Source organism: Pseudomonas sp. P110(2024) (genome assembly GCF_057480795.1).
This window is the reverse complement of the sequence record NZ_JBLIYT010000001.1, coordinates 167,752-187,093: the sequence shown is the minus strand read 5'-3', so window position 1 is coordinate 187,093 and position 19,342 is coordinate 167,752. Positions and strand designations below refer to the sequence as shown.

18 protein-coding genes are annotated in these 19,342 nt (G+C 65.6%); 12 read left to right on the top strand and 6 right to left on the bottom strand.

Annotated elements, in window-relative coordinates:
• Nucleotides 1–113 precede the first annotated feature (113 nt).
• From acnD to prpD, 3 genes are all read left to right on the top strand, one after another.
• Complete coding sequence (gene acnD / locus AC25ND_RS00890; RefSeq protein WP_028692604.1) at nt 114–2,702, top strand: Fe/S-dependent 2-methylisocitrate dehydratase AcnD; 2,589 nt, start codon at nt 114–116, stop codon at nt 2,700–2,702.
• Between the two features lie 151 nt (nt 2,703–2,853).
• Nucleotides 2,854–4,044, top strand: coding sequence for a 2-methylaconitate cis-trans isomerase PrpF (gene prpF, locus AC25ND_RS00885; protein ID WP_062359488.1), 1,191 nt, complete (start codon nt 2,854–2,856; stop codon nt 4,042–4,044).
• 70 nt (nt 4,045–4,114) lie between these two features.
• On the top strand, nt 4,115–5,599 hold the full coding sequence (prpD, locus tag AC25ND_RS00880; protein WP_028692602.1) for a 2-methylcitrate dehydratase: 1,485 nt from the start codon (nt 4,115–4,117) through the stop codon (nt 5,597–5,599).
• Between the two features lie 143 nt (nt 5,600–5,742).
• Here prpD and acnB read toward each other — a convergent pair whose 3' ends face one another.
• Entirely contained in the window at nt 5,743–8,352 is a 2,610-nt protein-coding gene (acnB, locus tag AC25ND_RS00875; RefSeq protein ID WP_062359486.1) for a bifunctional aconitate hydratase 2/2-methylisocitrate dehydratase, read from the bottom strand.
• 409 nt (nt 8,353–8,761) lie between these two features.
• Here acnB and AC25ND_RS00870 point away from each other — a divergent pair, with 409 nt between their 5' ends.
• The gene (locus AC25ND_RS00870; RefSeq protein ID WP_028692600.1) at nt 8,762–9,241 is read left to right on the top strand and encodes a DUF1289 domain-containing protein; all 480 of its coding nucleotides are present in this window, start codon (nt 8,762–8,764) and stop codon (nt 9,239–9,241) included.
• 60 nt (nt 9,242–9,301) lie between these two features.
• Here the strand turns inward: AC25ND_RS00870 and queD are convergent, their stop codons facing one another.
• A complete protein-coding gene (gene queD, locus AC25ND_RS00865; protein ID WP_023630589.1) occupies nt 9,302–9,658 on the bottom strand; it encodes a 6-carboxytetrahydropterin synthase QueD in 357 nt (118 codons plus the stop codon).
• Nucleotides 9,659–9,711: 53 nt separating this feature from the next.
• Nucleotides 9,712–10,791: a patatin-like phospholipase domain-containing protein gene (locus AC25ND_RS00860; RefSeq protein WP_028692599.1), complete on the bottom strand. Its 1,080-nt coding sequence runs from the start codon at nt 10,789–10,791 to the stop codon at nt 9,712–9,714.
• Between the two features lie 192 nt (nt 10,792–10,983).
• Here AC25ND_RS00860 and AC25ND_RS00855 point away from each other — a divergent pair, with 192 nt between their 5' ends.
• The 5 genes from AC25ND_RS00855 (at nt 10,984) to AC25ND_RS00835 (ending at nt 15,007) form a co-directional block, all read left to right on the top strand.
• Nucleotides 10,984–11,289: a PepSY domain-containing protein gene (locus AC25ND_RS00855; RefSeq protein WP_062359484.1), complete on the top strand. Its 306-nt coding sequence runs from the start codon at nt 10,984–10,986 to the stop codon at nt 11,287–11,289.
• A complete protein-coding gene (locus AC25ND_RS00850) occupies nt 11,289–11,603 on the top strand; it encodes a PepSY domain-containing protein (protein WP_062359482.1) in 315 nt (104 codons plus the stop codon). Before AC25ND_RS00855 ends, AC25ND_RS00850 begins: the two co-directional genes overlap by 1 nt.
• A 1-nt stretch (nt 11,604) precedes the next feature.
• Entirely contained in the window at nt 11,605–12,273 is a 669-nt protein-coding gene (locus AC25ND_RS00845) for a response regulator transcription factor (RefSeq protein WP_028692596.1), read from the top strand.
• The gene (locus AC25ND_RS00840) at nt 12,270–13,589 is read left to right on the top strand and encodes a sensor histidine kinase (RefSeq protein WP_062359480.1); all 1,320 of its coding nucleotides are present in this window, start codon (nt 12,270–12,272) and stop codon (nt 13,587–13,589) included. Before AC25ND_RS00845 ends, AC25ND_RS00840 begins: the two co-directional genes overlap by 4 nt.
• A gap of 260 nt (nt 13,590–13,849) precedes the next feature.
• On the top strand, nt 13,850–15,007 hold the full coding sequence (locus AC25ND_RS00835) for an HPP family protein (RefSeq protein ID WP_028692594.1): 1,158 nt from the start codon (nt 13,850–13,852) through the stop codon (nt 15,005–15,007).
• Here AC25ND_RS00835 and AC25ND_RS00830 read toward each other — a convergent pair.
• Both AC25ND_RS00830 and AC25ND_RS00825 read right to left on the bottom strand, forming a co-directional pair.
• Entirely contained in the window at nt 14,981–15,847 is an 867-nt protein-coding gene (locus tag AC25ND_RS00830) for a LysR family transcriptional regulator (protein ID WP_028692593.1), read from the bottom strand. The two genes, AC25ND_RS00835 and AC25ND_RS00830, sit on opposite strands and share 27 nt — an antisense overlap.
• Before the next feature lie 130 nt (nt 15,848–15,977).
• The gene (locus AC25ND_RS00825; protein WP_028692592.1) at nt 15,978–16,841 is read right to left on the bottom strand and encodes a universal stress protein; all 864 of its coding nucleotides are present in this window, start codon (nt 16,839–16,841) and stop codon (nt 15,978–15,980) included.
• 156 nt (nt 16,842–16,997) lie between these two features.
• Here AC25ND_RS00825 and AC25ND_RS00820 point away from each other — a divergent pair, with 156 nt between their 5' ends.
• A complete protein-coding gene (locus AC25ND_RS00820) occupies nt 16,998–17,615 on the top strand; it encodes a MiaE family protein (protein WP_028692591.1) in 618 nt (205 codons plus the stop codon).
• Between the two features lies 1 nt (nt 17,616).
• On the opposite strand, the gene AC25ND_RS00815 is transcribed toward AC25ND_RS00820, so the two are convergent.
• Nucleotides 17,617–17,937, bottom strand: a complete 321-nt coding sequence (locus AC25ND_RS00815) for an ElaB/YgaM/YqjD family protein (protein ID WP_028692590.1) — start codon at nt 17,935–17,937, stop codon at nt 17,617–17,619.
• 131 nt (nt 17,938–18,068) lie between these two features.
• Here AC25ND_RS00815 and AC25ND_RS00810 point away from each other — a divergent pair, with 131 nt between their 5' ends.
• Nucleotides 18,069–18,332 carry a hypothetical protein gene (locus AC25ND_RS00810; protein ID WP_028692589.1) on the top strand — a complete coding sequence of 88 codons (264 nt, stop codon included), beginning with the start codon at nt 18,069–18,071 and terminating at the stop codon, nt 18,330–18,332.
• 66 nt (nt 18,333–18,398) lie between these two features.
• Nucleotides 18,399–19,340: a carbon-nitrogen hydrolase family protein gene (locus AC25ND_RS00805; RefSeq protein WP_069016352.1), complete on the top strand. Its 942-nt coding sequence runs from the start codon at nt 18,399–18,401 to the stop codon at nt 19,338–19,340.
• Nucleotides 19,341–19,342 lie beyond the last annotated feature (2 nt).

The window sequence follows — 19,342 nt, the reverse complement described above, 5'->3', positions numbered from 1 at the left end:
CCACAGGTGCGGCGCAGTCCCTGTAGGAGCGGCCTTGTGTCGCGAAAGGGGCGCGCAGCGCCCCCCAAGGCCAGACCTGCCTACTGAACACCGTGACCGAGCCCGATAACGATATGAACACCGCATTCCGCAAGAACCTGCCAGGCACCGCCCTGGACTACTTCGACGCCCGTGCCGCGGTCGAGGCGATCAAGCCCGGCGCCTACGACGGCCTGCCGTACACCTCCCGCGTGCTGGCCGAGAACCTGGTGCGCCGCTGTGATCCGGCCACGCTCAACGCCTCGCTGGAACAGCTGATCGAGCGCAAGCGCGACCTCGACTTCCCCTGGTTCCCCGCCCGCGTGGTCTGCCACGACATCCTCGGCCAGACCGCCCTGGTCGACCTGGCCGGCCTGCGCGATGCCATTGCAGATAAAGGCGGCGACCCGGCCCAGGTCAACCCGGTGGTGCCGGTGCAGCTGATCGTCGACCACTCGCTGGCCGTGGAGTGCGGCGGCTTCGACCCGCAGGCGTTCGAGAAGAACCGTGCCATCGAGGATCGCCGCAACGAAGACCGTTTCCACTTCATCAACTGGACCAAGCAGGCTTTCAAGAACGTCGACGTGATCCAGCCGGGCAACGGCATCATGCACCAGATCAACCTGGAGAAGATGTCGCCGGTGGTCCACAACGATCGCGGCGTGGCCTACCCGGACACCTGTGTCGGCACCGACAGCCACACCCCGCACGTGGATGCCCTGGGTGTGATCGCCATTGGCGTCGGCGGCCTGGAGGCCGAGAACGTGATGCTCGGCCGCGCCTCGTGGATGCGCCTGCCGGAGATCGTCGGCGTCGAGCTGACCGGTCGCCTGGCGCCGAACATCACCGCCACCGACCTGGTGCTGGCGCTCACCGAGTTCCTGCGCAAGCAGAAGGTGGTAGGCGCCTACCTGGAGTTCCACGGCGCCGGCGCCAGCGCGCTGACCCTGGGCGACCGCGCCACCATCTCCAACATGGCCCCGGAATACGGCGCCACCGCGGCGATGTTCGCCATCGACCAGCAGACCATCGACTACCTCAAGCTCACCGGCCGCGATGACCAGCAAGTGCAGCTGGTGGAAACCTATGCCAAGGCCACCGGCCTGTGGGCCGACAGCCTGGCCAAGGCCGAGTACGAGCGCGCCCTGAGCTTCGACCTGTCGAGCGTGGTGCGCAACATGGCCGGCCCGTCCAACCCGCACGCCCGCGTGGCCACCAGCGACCTGGCGGCCAAGGGCATCGCCGGCCAATGGGAAGAAGTGCCTGGGCAGATGCCCGATGGCGCGGTGATCATCGCCGCCATCACCAGTTGCACCAACACCAGCAACCCGCGCAACGTGATCGCCGCCGGCCTGCTGGCGCGCAACGCCAACAAGCTCGGCCTGGTCCGCAAACCATGGGTCAAGTCGTCGCTGGCGCCGGGCTCCAAGGCCGTGCAGTTGTACCTCAAGGAAGCAGGGCTGGAGCAGGAACTGGAGCAGCTGGGCTTCGGCATCGTCGCCTTCGCCTGCACCACCTGCAACGGCATGTCCGGCGCGCTGGACCCGGTGATCCAGCAGGAAATCATCGACCGCGACCTGTACGCCACCGCCGTGCTGTCGGGCAACCGTAACTTCGACGGGCGCATCCACCCGTACGCCAAGCAGGCGTTCCTGGCTTCGCCGCCGCTGGTGGTGGCCTACGCCATCGCCGGCACCATCCGCTTCGATATCGAGAAGGATGTGCTGGGCGTGGTCGACGGCAAGGAGATTCGCCTGAAGGACATCTGGCCGAGCGATGAAGAGATCGACGCCGTGGTGCGCGCCTCGGTCAAGCCTGAGCAGTTCCGCCAGGTGTACATCCCGATGTTCACCATCGAGGAAGACAAGGGGCCGAAAGTCGCGCCGCTGTATGAATGGCGCCCGATGAGCACCTACATCCGCCGTCCGCCGTATTGGGAAGGCGCCCTGGCCGGTGAGCGTACCCTGCGTGGCATGCGCCCGCTGGCGGTGCTGCCGGACAACATCACCACCGACCACCTGTCACCGTCCAATGCCATCATGCTCGACAGCGCCGCCGGCGAGTACCTGGCGAAGATGGGCCTGCCGGAGGAGGACTTCAACTCCTACGCCACCCACCGCGGTGACCACCTGACCGCCCAGCGCGCCACCTTCGCCAACCCCAAGCTGTTCAACGAAATGGTGCGCAAGGACGACGGCAGCGTGAAGCAGGGTTCGCTGGCGCGCCTCGAGCCGGAAGGCAAGGTGACCCGCATGTGGGAGGCCATCGAGACCTACATGGAGCGCAAGCAGCCGCTGATTATCATCGCCGGTGCCGACTACGGCCAGGGCTCGTCCCGTGACTGGGCGGCCAAGGGCGTGCGTCTGGCAGGTGTCGAGGCCATCGTCGCCGAAGGCTTCGAGCGTATCCACCGCACCAACCTGGTGGGCATGGGCGTGCTGCCGCTGGAGTTCAAGCCGGGCACCGACCGCAAGACCCTGGGCCTGGACGGCAGCGAGACCTACGATGTGCTCGGCGAGCGCACGCCACGGGCGACGCTGACCCTGGTGGTGACGCGGCGCAATGGCGAGCGTGTCGAGGTGCCGGTGACCTGTCGCCTGGATACCGCCGAAGAGGTATCGATCTACGAGGCGGGTGGGGTGTTGCAGCGCTTTGCCCAGGACTTCCTGGAGGGGGCGGCCTGAGCATGAAACGGGGGCCGCTTTGCGGCCCTTTCGCGACACATGGCCGCTCCCACAACGAGCGGCGCAGTACCTGTGGGAGCGGCCTTGTGTCGCGAAAGGGCAGCAGGGCAGCCCCAGGGTACTTCACCGGACTATCAGGATGCCCAAGACAATGGCTCACGTACCCCAGATCAAAATTCCCGCCACCTATATCCGCGGCGGCACCAGCAAAGGCGTGTTCTTCCGCCTCCAGGACCTGCCCGAGCAGACGCAGATTCCTGGTCCTGCCCGCGACGCCCTGCTGCTGCGGGTGATCGGCAGCCCCGACCCGTACGGCAAGCAGATCGACGGCATGGGCGGCGCCACCTCCAGCACCAGCAAGACGGTGATCCTGTCCAAGAGCATCAAGCCCGACCACGACGTCGACTACCTGTTCGGCCAGGTGTCGATCGACAAGGCCTTCGTCGACTGGAGCGGCAACTGCGGCAACCTGTCCGCCGCGGTCGGCTCGTTCGCCATCAGCAGCGGGCTGGTCGATGCCAGTCGGATTCCGCGCAATGGTATCGCCACCGTGCGGATCTGGCAGGCCAATATCGGCAAGACCATCATCGCCCATGTGCCGATCACCGAAGGCGAGGTGCAGGAAACCGGCGATTTCGAGCTCGATGGCGTGACCTTCCCGGCCGCCGAGGTGCAGCTGGAATTCCTTGATCCGGCCGCCGACGAGGACGGTGACGGCGGGGCGATGTTCCCTACCGGCAACCTGGTCGACGACCTCGAGGTGCCGGGTGTCGGCACCTTCAAGGCGACCCTGATCAACGCCGGCATACCGACCATCTTCGTCAATGCCGCCGATATCGGCTATACCGGAACCGAGCTGCAGGACGCGATCAACGGCGATGCCGCGGCATTGCAGCGTTTCGAGATCATCCGTGCCCATGGCGCGGTGCGCATGGGGCTGATCGAGCACATCGACCAGGCCGCCGGGCGCCAGCACACGCCGAAGGTCGCGTTCGTCGCGGCGCCGACCGGCTATACCTCCTCCAGTGGCAAGGTTGTCGCAGCCGAGGACGTCGACCTGCTGGTGCGTGCGTTGTCGATGGGCAAGCTGCACCACGCGATGATGGGCACCGCGGCGGTCGCCATCGGCACCGCCGCAGCGATCCCGGGGACGCTGGTCAACCTTGCCGCCGGTGGCGGTGAACGCAGTGCCGTGCGTTTCGGTCATCCGTCCGGGACGTTGCGGGTCGGGGCCGAGGCGCGTCAGGTGGATGGGCAGTGGACCGTGACCAAGGCAATCATGAGCCGAAGCGCTCGGGTGCTGATGGAGGGCTGGGTGCGCGTGCCCGGTGATAGTTTCTAAGGCATCTAGCGTTCGGCTTTCGTTGGTTGGGGCCGCAAAGCGGCCCCGGCAATCCAGAAGGGAGCTGTATATGAGCGCAAACGTAGACCTCAACACCCGCCCCGACTACGACCAGGTCCTGCAGACCCTCGCCGACTACGTGCTTGGCTACCGCGTCGATTGCGCCGAAGCCCTGAACACCGCCCGCTATTGCCTGATGGACACCCTGGGCTGCGGCCTGCTGGCCCTGCGCTTTCCTGAATGCACCAAGCACCTAGGCCCGCTGGTCGAGGGCACCCTTGTCCCCCATGGCGCCCGCGTGCCTGGTACCAGCTATCGCCTCGATCCGGTCAAGGCCGCCTGGGACATTGGCTGCATCGTCCGCTGGCTGGACTACAACGACACCTGGCTGGCGGCGGAGTGGGGCCACCCCTCGGACAACCTCGGCGGCATCCTGGCGGTCACCGACCACCTCTCGCAAAAGCGTGTGGCCAATGGCGAGGCGCCCCTGGTCATGCGCGAGGTACTCGATGCCATGGTCATGGCCCACGAGATCCAGGGCGTGCTGGCGCTGGAGAATTCGTTCAACCGGGTCGGCCTGGATCATGTGCTGCTGGTCAAGGTCGCCTCCGCGGCGGTCTGCGCCAGGCTCATGGGCGCCAATCGCGAGCAGTTGCTGTCGGCGCTGTCCCACGCCTTCGTCGATGGTCAGGCCCTGCGCACCTACCGTCACGCGCCCAACGCCGGGTCGCGCAAGTCGTGGGCGGCGGGGGATGCCTCCAGTCGCGGCGTGCGCCTGGCCGATATTGCCCTGCGTGGCGAGATGGGCGTGCCCGGTGCGCTGACCGCCAGACAGTGGGGCTTCTACGATGTGTCGTTCAGCCACACCAACAAGGACTTGGCGCTCAAGCCCGAGCCGCTGCGTGAACTGCGCCTGCCGCAGCCGTTGGGCAGCTACGTGATGGAAAACGTGCTGTTCAAGATCAGTTTCCCCGCCGAGTTCCACGCCCAGACCGCCTGCGAGGCTGCAGTGACCCTGCACCCGCAGGTGCGCAACCGCCTGCACGAGATCGACCGGATCGTCATCACCACCCATGAGTCGGCGATCCGCATCATTTCCAAGGAGGGGCCGCTGGCCAACGCCGCCGACCGCGACCACTGCCTGCAGTACATGACCGCCGTGCCGCTGATCTTCGGTGACCTGGTGGCGGAGCACTACGAGGATGCCTTCCACGCCGCGCACCCGAGCATCGACCGCCTGCGCGAGAAGATGGTGATCGTCGAGGAGCCGCGCTTCACTCGCGAGTACCTGGAGCCCGACAAGCGCTCCATCGCCAATGGCGTGCAAGTGTTCTTCAGGGATGGCTCGCACACGCCGCAGGTGGTGGTGGAGTACCCGATCGGGCATCGGCGGCGGCGGGAGGAGGGGATGCCGTTGCTCGAGGCCAAGTTCCGCGAGAACCTGGCGACGCGGTTCGCGCGGCAGCGCTGTGAGGCGATCCTGGACGTGTGCAAGGATCAGCAGGCGCTGGAGGTGATGCCGGTGCACAGGTTCGTTGATCTGTTCGTGATCTGACGACAATCGCGGGGCAAGCCCGCTCCCGCGTGGGGAAATTCATGTTGACGCGGGAGCGGGCTTGCCCCGCGACAGGATCGTAAATCCAACAAAAAAGCCCCGGTATCGCTACCGGGGCTTTCTTCTACAACGTCCTGCTCAGCTTACGCCTGAACCACCGGGATCTTGGCGTTGGCCGCCGCTTCGCGGAACTCGGCGATCTGGTCGAAGCTCAGGTAGCGGTAGACGTCGGCAGCCATGCTGTCGATGTCTTTCGCGTACTGCATGTACTCCTCGACGGTCGGCAGCTTGCCGATGATCGAAGCGACAGCAGCCAGCTCGGCCGAGGCCAGGTACACGTTGGTGGCGTCGCCCAGACGGTTCGGGAAGTTACGGGTCGAGGTGGAGACCACGGTCGAACCGGTCTGCACACGTGCCTGGTTACCCATGCACAGCGAGCAGCCTGGCATTTCCATGCGCGCGCCAGCCTTGCCGTAGATGCCGTAGTAGCCTTCTTCGGTCAGCTGGTGGGCGTCCATCTTGGTTGGCGGAGCCAGCCACAGACGGGTCGGAATACCGCCCTTGACCTTGTCCAGCAGCTTGCCGGCAGCGCGGAAGTGACCGATGTTGGTCATGCACGAGCCGATGAACACTTCGTCGATCTTCTCGCCTTGTACCGAGGACAGCAGGCGGGCATCGTCCGGGTCGTTCGGCGCGCAGAGCACAGGCTCCTTGACGTCGGCCAGGTCGATCTCGATGATTTCGGCGTACTCGGCGTCGGCGTCGGCCGACAGCAGCTCAGGCTTGGCCAGCCAGGCTTCCATGGCCTGGGCGCGGCGCTCCAGGGTGCGGGCATCGCCGTAGCCTTCGCCGATCATCCAGCGCAGCAGGGTGATGTTGGACTGCAGGTACTCGGCGATGGCCTTCTCTGGCAGCTTGATGGTGCAACCGGCGGCGGAACGTTCGGCCGAGGCGTCGGACAGCTCGAAGGCTTGCTCGACGGTCAGCTCGTTCAGGCCTTCGATCTCGAGGATGCGGCCGGAGAAGATGTTCTTCTTGCCTTTCTTCTCGACGGTCAGCAGGCCCTTCTGGATGGCGTAGTAAGGGATCGCGTGGACCAGGTCACGCAGGGTGATGCCTGGCTGCAGTTTGCCCTTGAAGCGCACCAGCACGGATTCTGGCATGTCCAGCGGCATGACGCCGGTGGCGGCGGCGAAGGCCACCAGGCCGGAACCTGCCGGGAACGAGATGCCGATCGGGAAGCGGGTGTGCGAGTCGCCACCGGTACCCACGGTGTCAGGCATCAGCATGCGGTTCAGCCAGCTGTGGATGATGCCGTCGCCCGGGCGCAGCGACACGCCGCCACGGGTGCGGATGAAGTCTGGCAGGGTGTGGTGGGTGGTGACGTCGATCGGCTTCGGATAGGCCGCGGTGTGGCAGAACGACTGCATCACCAGGTCGGCGGAGAAGCCCAGGCACGCCAGGTCTTTCAGCTCGTCGCGGGTCATCGGGCCCGTGGTGTCCTGGGAACCGACGGTGGTCATCTTCGGCTCGCAGTAGGCACCTGGACGCACGCCCTGGCCTTCCGGCAGGCCGCAGGCGCGACCAACCATCTTCTGCGCCAGGGTGAAGCCCTTGGTCGAAGCGGCTGGCTGCTCGGGTTTCTTGAACAGGTCCGATGGGGCCTGGCCCAGTTCGGCGCGGGCCTTCTCGGTCAGGCCACGGCCGACGATCAGCGGGATACGGCCGCCGGCGCGGACTTCGTCGAGCAGTACTTCGGTCTTCAGCTCGAAGTGGGTGACCAGTTCGTCGCTGCCGTGGCGGCGCACTTCACCTTTGAACGGGTAGACGTCGATGACGTCGCCCATGGCCAGGTTGGTGCAGTCGAACTCGATCGGCAGGGCGCCGGCGTCTTCCATGGTGTTGTAGAAGATCGGGGCGATCTTGGTGCCGAAGCAGAAACCACCGGCGCGCTTGTTCGGCACGTACGGAATGTCGTCGCCGAAGAACCACAGCACCGAGTTGGTGGCGGATTTGCGCGAGGAGCCGGTGCCGACCACGTCACCGACGTAGGCAACCGGGAAGCCTTTGGCTTTCATGGCTTCGATCTGGGCCAGCGGGCCGACCGAACCTGGCTGCGAAGGCTCGATGCCGTCGCGGGCCATCTTCAGCATGGCCAGGGCGTGCAGCGGGATGTCAGGGCGCGACCAGGCGTCCGGAGCAGGGGACAGGTCGTCGGTGTTGGTTTCGCCAGGCACCTTGAACACGGTCAGGGTGTACTTGTCGGCGATCGCCGGACGGCTGGTGAACCACTCGCCGGCAGCCCAGGATTCCAGCACGGCCTTGGCGTGGGCGTTGCCCGCCTTGGCTTTTTCGGCCACATCGTGGAAGGCGTCGAACATCAGCAGGGTGTGCTTGAGCTGTTCGGCCGCGACGGCGCCCAGTTCGGCGTCGTCCAGCAGCGCGACCAGCGTCTCGATGTTGTAGCCGCCCTGCATGGTGCCCAGCAGCTCGGTGGCGTGCTTGCGGTCGATCAGCGGGGATTTGGCTTCACCCTTGGCGACGGCGGAGAGGAACGCGGCCTTGACGTAGGCGGCTTCGTCCACTCCTGGCGGAACGCGGTTGGTGATCAGGTCTACGAGGAAGGCTTCTTCGCCGGCCGGCGGGTTTTTCAGCAGCTCGACCAGGCCTGCAGTTTGTTCGGCGTTCAGCGGCTGGGGCACGATACCCAGAGCGGCACGCTCTTCGATGTGTTTGCGGTAGGCTTCAAGCACAGTTATTACCCTCATCAGTGGTCCCTAAAGGGAGTCCGGGACGCTCATCCAGCATTCCCATGCACCCATGCGCTCAAGACGGCTTTTTGGGCCGGCAAGCCAGGGTCGCAGAGAATCCTTACAGAAGCTGCTTTCAAAGTTTTACGCCTGTAGAACGGAAGGCTGATGAGGGGTTGGCCATGGCCATGCACGCTTGCATGGACAGGGCCAACGCCGTTCTACCGGATTAACTGTGCTCGTGACGCTTTGAAAACAGCTTCCAACGGACATTGTTGCCTTGAAAAGGCGGGATGATTCTACGGCAAAAATAAGCCGAAAGTAAGGCGGCGTAGATGACTTTAACGGGTGACCCTGGTTAGACAAAGGGCTAACATGAACCGGTGTTCCACCGCCAAGCTGTTGTTTCTACATGTCCAACCAATCCATCAAGACCCCTTGCGTCGGCCTGTGCTCCACGGTCTACGGCGACCTGGTGTGCCGCGGCTGCAAGCGCTTTCACCACGAAGTGATCCACTGGAACGGCTACGACGACGAGCAGAAGCGCGCGGTGTGGCTGCGCCTGGAGCAACTGCTGGTGCAGGTGATGATGGCCAAGCTGGAAGTGTTCGACAAAGCGCTGCTGCGCCAGCAGCTGGAGCAGCGCTCGGTCCGCTTCGTCGCGCACCAGTCCGAGTATTGCTGGGCGTATCAGCTGATCGCCCGTGGGGCGCGGATGATCCGTGACCTGGAGGCGTACGGGATGGCGCTGCTGCCGGAGTTTCGCGACTGGGAACTGCCGCAGTTGCGCGATGCCATCGACCGGGAGTTTTTCCTGTTGTCGGAGGCGCATTACCAGCGCTATATCGCGCCGAGCTTTTTGCGAGACGCCCTGGACCGCGGGCAGGGCTGAAGCTCTGGGGTAACGGTGCTGGCCTCTTCGCGGGATTACCCGCGAAAAGGTCGGTGCAGATCAGTCGCCGGTGTACTCGCACCCGCTGGTGCAGGTCTCATGGATCCGCACCTTCGACAGCTCCGGCAGCAGCGGCTTGACCTGGTCCCAGATCCACTTGGCGATCACTTCGCTGGTGGGGTTTTCCAGGCCTGGAATATCGTTCAGGTAGTTGTGGTCCAACTGCTCGTAGATCGGCTTGAAGATCGCCTTGATCTCGGAGAAATCGCGGATCCAGCCGGTGTGCGGATCGAGCGGGCCGGTCAGGTGCAGGGCAACCTTGAACGAGTGGCCATGCAGGCGACCGCACTTGTGGCCGGCAGGGACGTTGGGCAGGCGGTGAGCCGATTCGAAGGTAAATTCCTTAAAGATTTCCACGCTGGCATAACTCTGTGTGAATCAACGATGCGCGCAGTCTACCAGCATGCCCGCTACAAGGCTTGCAACCGATCCTGCAACCGCCCGGTGGCGATCAGTTCCAGCAGTTCGTCGCCCAGGCGCCGGCTTTCGGCCATGGCCTGGTACCAGTAGCGCCTGCGGCCCGACGCATCGCCCATGAAACGCTTGAAGTCGTTGCGGTCTGGCAGCTTGCCGTAGGGGAGGGCGGCCAGGTACTGCGGTGACGGGGTCATCAGCAGCACGTTCTGCAGGCGCGTGGCGTCGCCTTTGCGCCAGGGCAGGGCCTTGTCGAACCAGCCGGGCACCACCTTGTCGGTGAAGTGCGGGTAGAGCACCAGGTCGTCGCCCTGGTAGGGCAGGTCCAGGTGATAGTCGAGCAGGCCGCCGTCGCGGTAGGTGCCGGCCCCGGCGCCGGGGATGTCGCGCACGCCTTCCATGACCATGGGGATCGAGCCCGAGGCGAGCAGGGCGTGGCGCAGGTTGGCCAGGTCCAGCGGCAGGCTGCGCGACGGGAAGTCGGTCAGTGGCTCCAGCGGCGGCGCGGCGCGTTGGTCGTGGAGGATGACCCGCTCGAAATGCCGGCCCAGGCGCGCGCGTCCCAGCAGGTTGCTGGCGATCACCGAGGACAGGCCCATGCCCAGACGGCCGCGGTGGTCGTGGGCGAGCTGGCCATGGCTCTTCACCACCAGGATGTTCAGGCGGTAGTGCGGGTTGGCCAGGACCTGCCCGTCGCGGCCTTGCAGCAGGTCGTCGAGCATGCGCTGGCAGCTCTGGCTGATCTCTTTGGGTGTCACGCCCTTGGCGAAGTCCTGCTCGGTGTACAGCTCGCCCAGGCGGCGGATGCCGGCGACCGGATCGTCGAGGCAGGCGCTGGCGAAGCGCCAGGCACCGATCGAGGCGCCGATCAGCGCACGCTGGCGCGGCGCGCTGGTCAGCCATTCACCGAACAACGCCAGGTCCAGGCCCTGGATCCCCAGCGGCTTGGGGCCACCGGCGGCGCCCGGCAACACACCGACATCTTCGGCCCGCAGGCCGCGTTCGCGGATCTGCCGCAGGGCACGCTGGCCGGCCTTGAATGTCAGGGCGGGGTACTTGATGTGAATCGCGCTCATGGCGGGGTCTCGGGTGGGGCAGGCGGGCAGTATAGGGGATTTGGCGGCCTTGCCGAGGTGCTCCTGCAAGGGGCTGCGCATGGGCATCAAGAGCTGCGCTATCATGCGGCCAGCTGTTTTCAGGTTGAGTTAAGGGCCGGTGGTTAATCTTAACCCCGTAGACAAATTACACATCTCGCTGGAGAGAACCTCATGAAAACTTTGACTGCCATTGTTACTGCCGCCGCCCTGACACTTGGCGCCAGTGTTGCCCTGGCCGATGTGCCGGCTCACGAGATCAGTGCCCTGGAAAAGGCGGGTACCGTTCAGTCGCTGCAAAAAATCGCAGACATCGCCAAGGCCAAACACCCAGACGCCACAATCACGGATTCCGAGCTGGAAAACACCTATGGCCGCTACGTGCTCAAGGTCGAGCTGCGTGATGCGCAGAAGGCAGAGTGGGACGTGGACGTCGATGCCAAGACCGGTGAAGTGCTGCGAGACGCCCGGGACAACTGATGAGCGATCTACCGCGAACGACGCGCTATCTTGCCTTCGCATTGATGACCGTCTGCTCGCTGGCCGCCGCGCGCGACCTGGATCAGGATGAAGCCCTGGCGCTTCGGCAACAGGGCATCATCCTGCCGCTCGAGCAACTGCTCGAGTCCGCCCTGGGGCGTTACCCCGGGGCGCGGCTGCTGGAGGCGGAGCTGGAAGAAAAGCACGAGCGCTACGAGTACGAGGTCGAACTGCTGACCCCGGCCGGCGTGGTACGCGAGATCAAGCTCGATGCCCGCACCGGCGAGTTGCTCAAAGACGAGGAAGACGACTGAGATGCGCCTGTTGCTTGTCGAGGACAATGTCCCCCTGGCCGATGAACTGACCGCCGCCCTGCAACGCCAGGGCTACGCCGTGGACTGGCTGGCCGATGGCCGCGACGCGGTGTACCAGGGCCAGAGCGAACCCTATGACCTGATCATCCTCGACCTCGGCCTGCCCGGTCTGCCGGGGCTCGAGGTGCTGGCGCAGTGGCGGGCGGGCGGCTTGGCCACTCCGGTGCTGATCCTCACCGCCCGCGGTTCCTGGGCCGAGCGGATCGAGGGGCTCAAGGCTGGCGCCGACGATTACCTGAGCAAGCCCTTCCACCCCGAGGAGCTGCAACTGCGCATCCAGGCCCTGCTGCGCCGGGCCAAGGGGGTGGCCAACCAGCCGAAGCTGGAAGCGGCCGGCCTGCACCTGGACGAATCGCGCCAGTGCGTGAGCCGCGAAGGCGTCGATGTCCAGCTCACCGCCGCCGAGTTCCGCCTGCTGCGCTACTTCATGCTGCACCCGGGGCAGGTGCTGTCCAAGAGCCACCTGGCCGAGCACTTGTATGACGGTGAAACCGAGCGCGATTCCAATGTGCTGGAAGTTCACGTCAACCATCTGCGGCGCAAGCTTGGGCGCAGCGTGATCGAGACCCGTCGCGGTCAGGGCTACGTGTACGCCGGGAGCACCGCGTGAAGTCGATCCAGGCGCGCCTGAGCCTGGGCCTGGTGGCGGTGCTGGTGGTGGTGGGGCTGGTCCTGGCGCAGTTGACCCTGTGGCTGTTCGAAGCCGGCCTGCAGCGCTACCTGGAAGCCGGCCTGCGCAAGGAAAGCGAGAACCTGCTGGTGGCGCTGGTGCGCGGCCCGTCCGGTTTGCAACTGGACGAGCGACGGCTGTCGGCGGCCTACCAGCAGCCATTCTCGGGCTACTACTTTCGCATCGATTTCGACCAGGGCACCTGGCGCTCGCGTTCGTTGTGGGACATGGACATGCCCAAGCCCGGCAAGCCGGGGCTGGACGATGGTCACGAGCTGGGGCCCGAGGGCCAGCAGCTGCTGGCCTATCGCGGCGATTACCGGCGTTTGGGGCAGGACATCTCGATCAGCGTGGCCCAGGACTATTCGCCGGTGCGCGAGGGCTTTCGGCGCATGCAGCAGATCGGCCTGGGCCTGGGCCTGGTGGCGCTGCTGCTGGTGCTGGTGCTGCAGCGCATCACCGTGACCCGTTCGCTGCGTCCACTGGAACGGGCGCGTCAGCAGATCGCCCAGTTGCAGCAGGGCCAGCGCTCGCAACTGGACGCCGAGGTGCCCAGCGAGCTGCAACCGCTGGTGGACCAGATCAACCACCTGCTGGCCCACACCGAGGACAGTTTGCGCCGCTCGCGCAATGCCCTGGGCAACCTCGGCCATGCCTTGAAGACACCGTTGGCGGTCCTGCTCAGCCTGGCCGCCAGCGAGCGCCTCCAAGGATTGCCTGAGGTACGTGCGCAGATGCGCGAGCAACTCGAGCAGATCCAGCAGCGCCTGGCCCGCGAGCTCAACCGCGCGCGCCTGGCCGGCGATGCGCTGCCGGGGGCGCAGTTCGACTGCGACGCTGAGTTGCCCGGGCTGCTGGCGACGCTGGGCATGATCCATGGCGAGGGCCTGCTGCTCGAGCGCGATGTACCGCCCGGGTTGTTGTTGCCTTGGGACCGCGAAGACCTGCTGGAACTGCTCGGCAACCTGCTGGACAACGCCTGCAAATGGGCCGACAGCGAGGTGCGCCTGGGTATCGCGCCGACCGCCGAGGGTTACCGGCTGTGGGTGGACGACGATGGCCCGGGCATCCCCGAGACGCAGCGCCTGCAGGTGCTTGAACGCGGTTCGCGGCTGGACGAGCAGGTCGATGGCCATGGCCTGGGGCTGGGCATCGTGCGCGATATCGTCGAGGCCTGGGGCGGGCGGATTGCGCTGCTGGAAAGCCCCCAGGGCGGGTTGCGGGTCAGCATTGACCTGCCGCGCAAGGGGCGTTGATCGGCGAGGCCGTTCCCACAGGGATGGCGTATGCCTTGAAGAAAGGCGGATCAACCCTGCAAAAAAATTGCAGTACAGCCGCAGTTTTTTGAATTGGCCCATGGTCACCCGCGCCCGGCACAATCATTCCCCACGAAACCCTGCGGTTTCCATCTCTCCATGGACGGAGCCCCTTGCGCGATTGCACTGCGCAACACAGGGCCCAGGCCGGTCGCGCTGGGCTTTCTTTTTTCGCACAAGAACACGATCCGAATACCTCGATGCCTGCCTCGCGTCCCCAATCCCGCTTGCAGCGCCTGCTCCCGGCGCCCCTGAACATTCCTCGCAAAGAGTGGTTGCGCGCTGGCTTCGGCGCGCTGCTGGGCCTGTTTCTCGCCGGCTACTTGTGCAGCCTGGCCTACGGCCCGTCCATCGCCCTGCACCTGCTCGGGCCGCTGGCGGCCTCGGCGGTGCTGGTGTTCGCCGTGCACTCCGGGCCCCTGGCCCAGCCCTGGCCGGTGCTGGGCAGTTATGCCCTGGCTGGCGTGGTGGGCCTGGCCATGCGCCACGGTTTCGGTGATGGCCTGTGGGTGGCGGCGGCGGCGCTGGGTGTCGCGATCCTGGCGATGTGCCTGCTGCGCTGCCTGCACCCGCCTGGTGGCGGCGTGGCGGTGAGCGCGGTGCTGGCCGATCCGGGCCTTGTGGCCATGGGGGACCATCTGCTCGAACCGGTGCTGCTCAACGCGCTGGTGCTGGTGGCGGTGGCGGTGCTATACAACCGCCTGACCGGCGTGCGCTATCCCAAGAATGCGGCGCCGCGCAAGGACCCGCACCATACCCACGATCCCCTGCCGGGCGAGCGGGTCGGTATCCGGGGCGAAGACCTAGACCAGGCCCTGGCAGAGATTGGCGAGTTCGTCGATGTCACCCGCGATGAGCTGGAACGCATCATCCTGGCCACCGAGCAGCATGCCCTGCAGCGCAGCCTGGGCGGCATCACCGCGTGCTTGGTGATGTCCCGCGATATTCAGGCCGCCACTCCGGCCACCACCTTGGAGCAGGCTTGGCGGATGCTGGCCGATCACCACCTGAAGACCTTGCCGGTGCTGGAAGATGGCCACCTGGTCGGCATGGTCAGCCTCAGCGACCTGGTCGGCGCGGCCATGGCCCGTGGGCGATTCAGCTGGCGTGGCCTGTTCCGTCGCCAGCCCGTGCGTCTGGAACAGGTGATGAGTCGCCGGGTGGTCAGTGTCGACTGCGGGCAGCCCCTGGAGCGCTTGTTGCCGTTGCTCGGCGAGCAAGGCTTGCACTGCCTGCCGGTGCTCGACGGCGAGCGTCTGGTGGGGGTGATCACCCAGACCGACCTGATCGCCGGCCTCAAGCGACACCTGCTTAGCGCCGCCGCGTCGGGCTCAGATCAACGGATCCCAGCGTTGTGACCAGTCGCTTTCGCCAGCGGCCACCAGCCGGCGCAGCACGTTGAAGGCCTGCTGCAAAGCCTCGCTGTCGCGCTCGCGGGCATGCACCAGGAAGGTCGGGTAGGTGAACTCCGGCGCCTGGGGCACGCGCTCGAACACGCCGTTCTGCAGGTAGGCCTGCACCACGCGCGTACGGAAATAGCCACTGCCGCCACGGTCGAGGATGAACTGCAGAGCCAGCGGCCCAAGGTTGAAGCTCAGGGCCGGGCGTGACAGCTCGGGCAGGGCCGCATCGTGCTGGCGACGGAAGGCCTCGCCCCAGTCGATGTAGACATAGGGATCGGGCGCATCGGCCCGACGCACGCGGATCAGCTTCTCTTCCATCAACTGCTCGACCTGCAGGCCCGGACCATAGGTCGGCTGGTAGACCAGCGCGGCGTCGAGCAGGCCCATCTGCACCTTGCGCAGCAGCGATTCGCCGTCGCTGACCTCGCTGCGGATGGCGTGGCTGGGCAGCTCGTGATGCAGGGCGCTGACCCAGTCGAGCAGCATCGGATTGCCCAGGCTCACTTCGGCGCCCACGTGCAGCACCTGTTGGCAGCCCTGGGGCAGCGGCAGGTCACGGCGTGCTGCTTCCCAGGTTTGCACCAGCTGGTTGGCATAAGGGACGAACGCCTCGCCGTCGCTGGTGAGGCTGGCGCCATTGCGGCTGCGCACGAACAGCTGGCAGCCCAGTTGCTGCTCCAGGCGCTGGACCCGGGCGGTGATCGCGGTCTGCGACACGAACAGGCGTTCGGCGGCGGCGACCAGGCTGCCGCAGCGGACAATTTCCAGGAAGGTACGGGCCTGATCGATGTCCATGGGAAGGTTCTGTGGCTGGAGAGACCGCCCATTCTAGTGACTTTGCACCGAGATGGGGCGACCGATGCCTGGATGACTGCGCATGCCAGGCATTTCGCCACTACCCTGGAGGCTTCTGCCCGAAGCGGGTCTAGCCCCGCGCCAGCTCGGCCAGGTGCGACTTGGCCTCCTCGCTCTTGAGCACCAGTACATCGCTTTCCAGCGAGTCCAGCACGACCTCCGCGGTGTTACCGATCAAGGCCCCCGAGATACCTGTTCGTGCCACGGTGCCGATAATGGTCACCACGGCATCGAGCTTCTTCTCGGTATGGGGAATCAACACATCCGCCGGCCCCTCGGCGATATGCAGTCGGTCATCGGTAATATCGAACTCCGCCTGGAACGCCAGGCATGCCTCACGATAGCGTTTCTCGATGGTCTCCGTCAGCTGGTAGACCGGGTCGGACGCCGACAGCATGGGCGAGGGGTGGGCACTGATCACGTGCAGTTCGCCCTTGGCCAGGCTGGCAATGTCATAGCCATGGTCGATGATGCTGGCATGCAGCAGGCGATGGGCTTCATCCTGGTTGCCGACATCCACGGCCGCCAGGATCTTGCCCCCCGTCCATGGCCGCTCGCTCTTGACCATCAGCACCGCGCACGGGCACTCGCGCAGCAGTTTCCAGTCGCTGGGGGTGAGCAAGGCCTTGCGCAGCGGATTGTCCGGCCGGTGCTCCTTGATCACCAGTTCGCAGCCTTCGGCTTGCTGCACATGGATGATCGACTTGTGCAGGTTGTCCTTCCAGTGCTGCTCGTGGGTGACACTGTCGTAACCGTCGTCATGCAATTGGCTGCTGAGCAGGCTGAGCAGCGCGTCATGATCCTGTTTCTTGTCGCACATCAGCAGGTGCAGGCGCGCGCCGGTCACCCCCGCGATCAGCTTGGCCCGTGTCAGGGCACGGCTGTGGGCGTGCTCGGGGTCGAGGACGACAAGAATGCTGCGTACGGCTTGCATGGGCGTGAACTCCGTTCAGAATGGCGGCCAATGCCTGACTATAGACGGCGCCGCTGCCGCCGCCGCTTGATATGTATCAAGCATAGTCACTGGTGCTCGACGCGGTCGCCGGTATAATCGCCGGTCCTGCCGATGTCCTGTGTGATTGTGAGTGCCATGTCCCTGATTCCCGAAATCGACGCCTTCCTCGGTTGCCGTACCCCTGATGCCTGGATCGAGGCGGCGCTGGCCGACCAGGAGACGCTGCTGATCGATCACAAGAACTGTGAATTCAAGGCCGCCAGCACTGCGCTAAGCCTGATCGCCAAGTACAACACCCACCTGGACCTGATCAACATGATGTCGCGCCTGGCCCGCGAGGAGCTGGTGCACCACGAGCAGGTGCTGCGCCTGATGAAGCGCCGTGGCGTGCCGCTGCGTCCGGTCTCGGCCGGGCGCTATGCCTCGGGCCTGCGGCGGCTGGTGCGTGCCCATGAGCCGGTCAAGCTGGTCGATACCTTGGTGGTGGGCGCCTTCATCGAGGCGCGCAGCTGCGAGCGCTTCGCCGCCCTGGTGCCGCACCTGGATGAAGAGCTCGGCACGTTCTACCACGGCTTGCTCAAGAGCGAGGCACGGCACTATCAGGGCTATCTGAAACTGGCTCACCAGTACGGTGACGAGGCGGATATCGCCAAAGTAGTGGAGCAGGTGCGCGAGGCCGAGGCCGGGCTGATTACCTCACCCGACCAGGAACTGCGCTTCCACAGTGGGATCCCGATGGCGCAAGCCGCCTGAGCTATTGCCGGCGTCCGAGCAAGAGGCCGACCACCAGGCCGAAGCCCGCGGAGATCGCCACCGTCTGCCAGGGATGGCCGCCAATGTATTCCTGGGTCGCCTCGACCACCGGCTGCGCCTTCTCCCCCAGCCGGCCAGTGGCTTCGCGTGCCTGGCGCAGTTTCAGCCCCAGTTGCGCCCTCAGGCCCTCTGCTTCTTCCCCGACCAGCGACGCGCTGTCGCTGAGCAGTTTCTCCGACTCCTCGATCAATGCCTGCAGTTCGCTGAATACCTGATCCTTGATCTGGTCGTTGTCGGCTTGCGCGGCGGTTTTCCTGGCCATGTACACATCCTCATGAAGGGTTGGGCGTTGAACAGTGGATGCCACGGCGCCGGGAAAGTTGCAGCGGCGTACCGATGGCCCGTCGCTAAGTGTAAGATAGCGTCCATTTTCCAGCGGCAGGTAATACCCCCATGAGTTTCAATCTGGCCAACATGAGCTTCCAGGAACGGGCGCAGATCGAGGCAGAGAAGGCGCGTTTGTTCGAGTACTGGCAGAACAACCTGGCCAAGGCCAAGGGCGAGGCCGCGCGGCTGATCGCGGAGAAACCGCGGCGCAAGGGCAAGTGGGCCGAATGGGTGCGCGCCGAACTCGACGGCATGTCGCCAGTGGAGTTCAACCAGCTGGTACGCAGTGAAGTGAACAAGATGATGGCCGCCGCCAGCGCCAACCGCTGAGTCAGGCGAACACTTGCGCTGAGGCGGCGCGCACCTTTCGGCTTTCTTCTGACAGGAGTCTCCAAGATGCCAAGATCCATCGTTGCCGCCTTGCAGATCGGTTCGCTGCCGGCGGGCAAGGCCGCTACCCTGGCGCAGATCCTCGACTACGAGCAGGCCATCCGCGAGGCCGGCGCCAGCCTGGTGGTGATGCCCGAGGCGTTGCTCGGCGGTTATCCGAAAGGCGAGGGGTTTGGCACCCAGCTCGGTTATCGCCTGCCTGAAGGGCGCGAAGCCTTCGCCCGCTATTTCGCCAACGCCATCGATGTACCGGGCGTCGAGACCGAAGCGCTGGCCGGGTTGGCGGCACGGACCGGCGCGAGCCTGGTGCTCGGGGTGATCGAGCGCAGCGGCAACACCCTGTACTGCACCGTGCTGTTCTTCGAGCCCGTGGGCGGTCTTGTGGCCAAGCACCGCAAGCTGATGCCCACCGGCACCGAGCGGCTGATCTGGGGCAAGGGTGACGGCTCCACGCTACCGGTGGTGGAGGGCCGCGCCGGGCGCATCGGCGCGGCGGTGTGCTGGGAGAACTACATGCCGCTGCTGCGCACCGCGATGTACGCCAAGGGCGTGCAACTGTGGTGCGCGCCGACGGTGGATGAGCGCGAACTGTGGCAGATCAGCATGCGCCACATCGCCGCCGAAGGGCGTTGTTTCGTCATCAGCGCCTGCCAGGTGCAGGATTCTCCGGCGGCGCTGGGTCTTGAGGTGGCCAACTGGCCGGCCGAGCGGCCGTTGATCAACGGTGGCAGCGTGATCGTCGGCCCCCTCGGCGAGGTGCTGGCCGGGCCGCTGGTGGGCGAGCGCGGCCTGCTCTGCGCCGAAATCGATACCGACGAGCTGGTGCGTGCGCGCTACGACTTCGATGTGGTCGGCCACTATGCGCGGCCGGACGTGTTCGAGCTCAGCGTGGACGAGTGTCCGCGTCCCGGCGTGCGCTTTGTCGGTCAAGCCACTGCTGGCAAGTGATC

Bases quoted from the DNA above. Each gene is read 5' to 3' on its own strand.
- AC25ND_RS00805 (WP_069016352.1), top strand. From the start codon at position 18,399: ATGCCAAGATCCATCGTTGCCGCCTTGCAGATCGGTTCGCTGCCGGCG.
- AC25ND_RS00845 (WP_028692596.1), top strand. From the start codon at position 11,605: ATGCGCCTGTTGCTTGTCGAGGACAATGTCCCCCTGGCCGATGAACTG.
- AC25ND_RS00855 (WP_062359484.1), top strand. From the start codon at position 10,984: ATGAAAACTTTGACTGCCATTGTTACTGCCGCCGCCCTGACACTTGGC.
- AC25ND_RS00825 (WP_028692592.1), bottom strand. From the start codon at position 16,841: ATGCAAGCCGTACGCAGCATTCTTGTCGTCCTCGACCCCGAGCACGCC.
- AC25ND_RS00860 (WP_028692599.1), bottom strand. From the start codon at position 10,791: ATGAGCGCGATTCACATCAAGTACCCCGCCCTGACATTCAAGGCCGGC.
- prpD (WP_028692602.1), top strand. From the start codon at position 4,115: ATGAGCGCAAACGTAGACCTCAACACCCGCCCCGACTACGACCAGGTC.
- AC25ND_RS00830 (WP_028692593.1), bottom strand. From the start codon at position 15,847: ATGGACATCGATCAGGCCCGTACCTTCCTGGAAATTGTCCGCTGCGGC.
- AC25ND_RS00850 (WP_062359482.1), top strand. From the start codon at position 11,289: ATGAGCGATCTACCGCGAACGACGCGCTATCTTGCCTTCGCATTGATG.
- AC25ND_RS00835 (WP_028692594.1), top strand. From the start codon at position 13,850: ATGCCTGCCTCGCGTCCCCAATCCCGCTTGCAGCGCCTGCTCCCGGCG.
- AC25ND_RS00870 (WP_028692600.1), top strand. From the start codon at position 8,762: ATGTCCAACCAATCCATCAAGACCCCTTGCGTCGGCCTGTGCTCCACG.
- AC25ND_RS00815 (WP_028692590.1), bottom strand. From the start codon at position 17,937: ATGGCCAGGAAAACCGCCGCGCAAGCCGACAACGACCAGATCAAGGAT.
- AC25ND_RS00810 (WP_028692589.1), top strand. From the start codon at position 18,069: ATGAGTTTCAATCTGGCCAACATGAGCTTCCAGGAACGGGCGCAGATC.
- acnD (WP_028692604.1), top strand. From the start codon at position 114: ATGAACACCGCATTCCGCAAGAACCTGCCAGGCACCGCCCTGGACTAC.
- AC25ND_RS00820 (WP_028692591.1), top strand. From the start codon at position 16,998: ATGTCCCTGATTCCCGAAATCGACGCCTTCCTCGGTTGCCGTACCCCT.
- prpF (WP_062359488.1), top strand. From the start codon at position 2,854: ATGGCTCACGTACCCCAGATCAAAATTCCCGCCACCTATATCCGCGGC.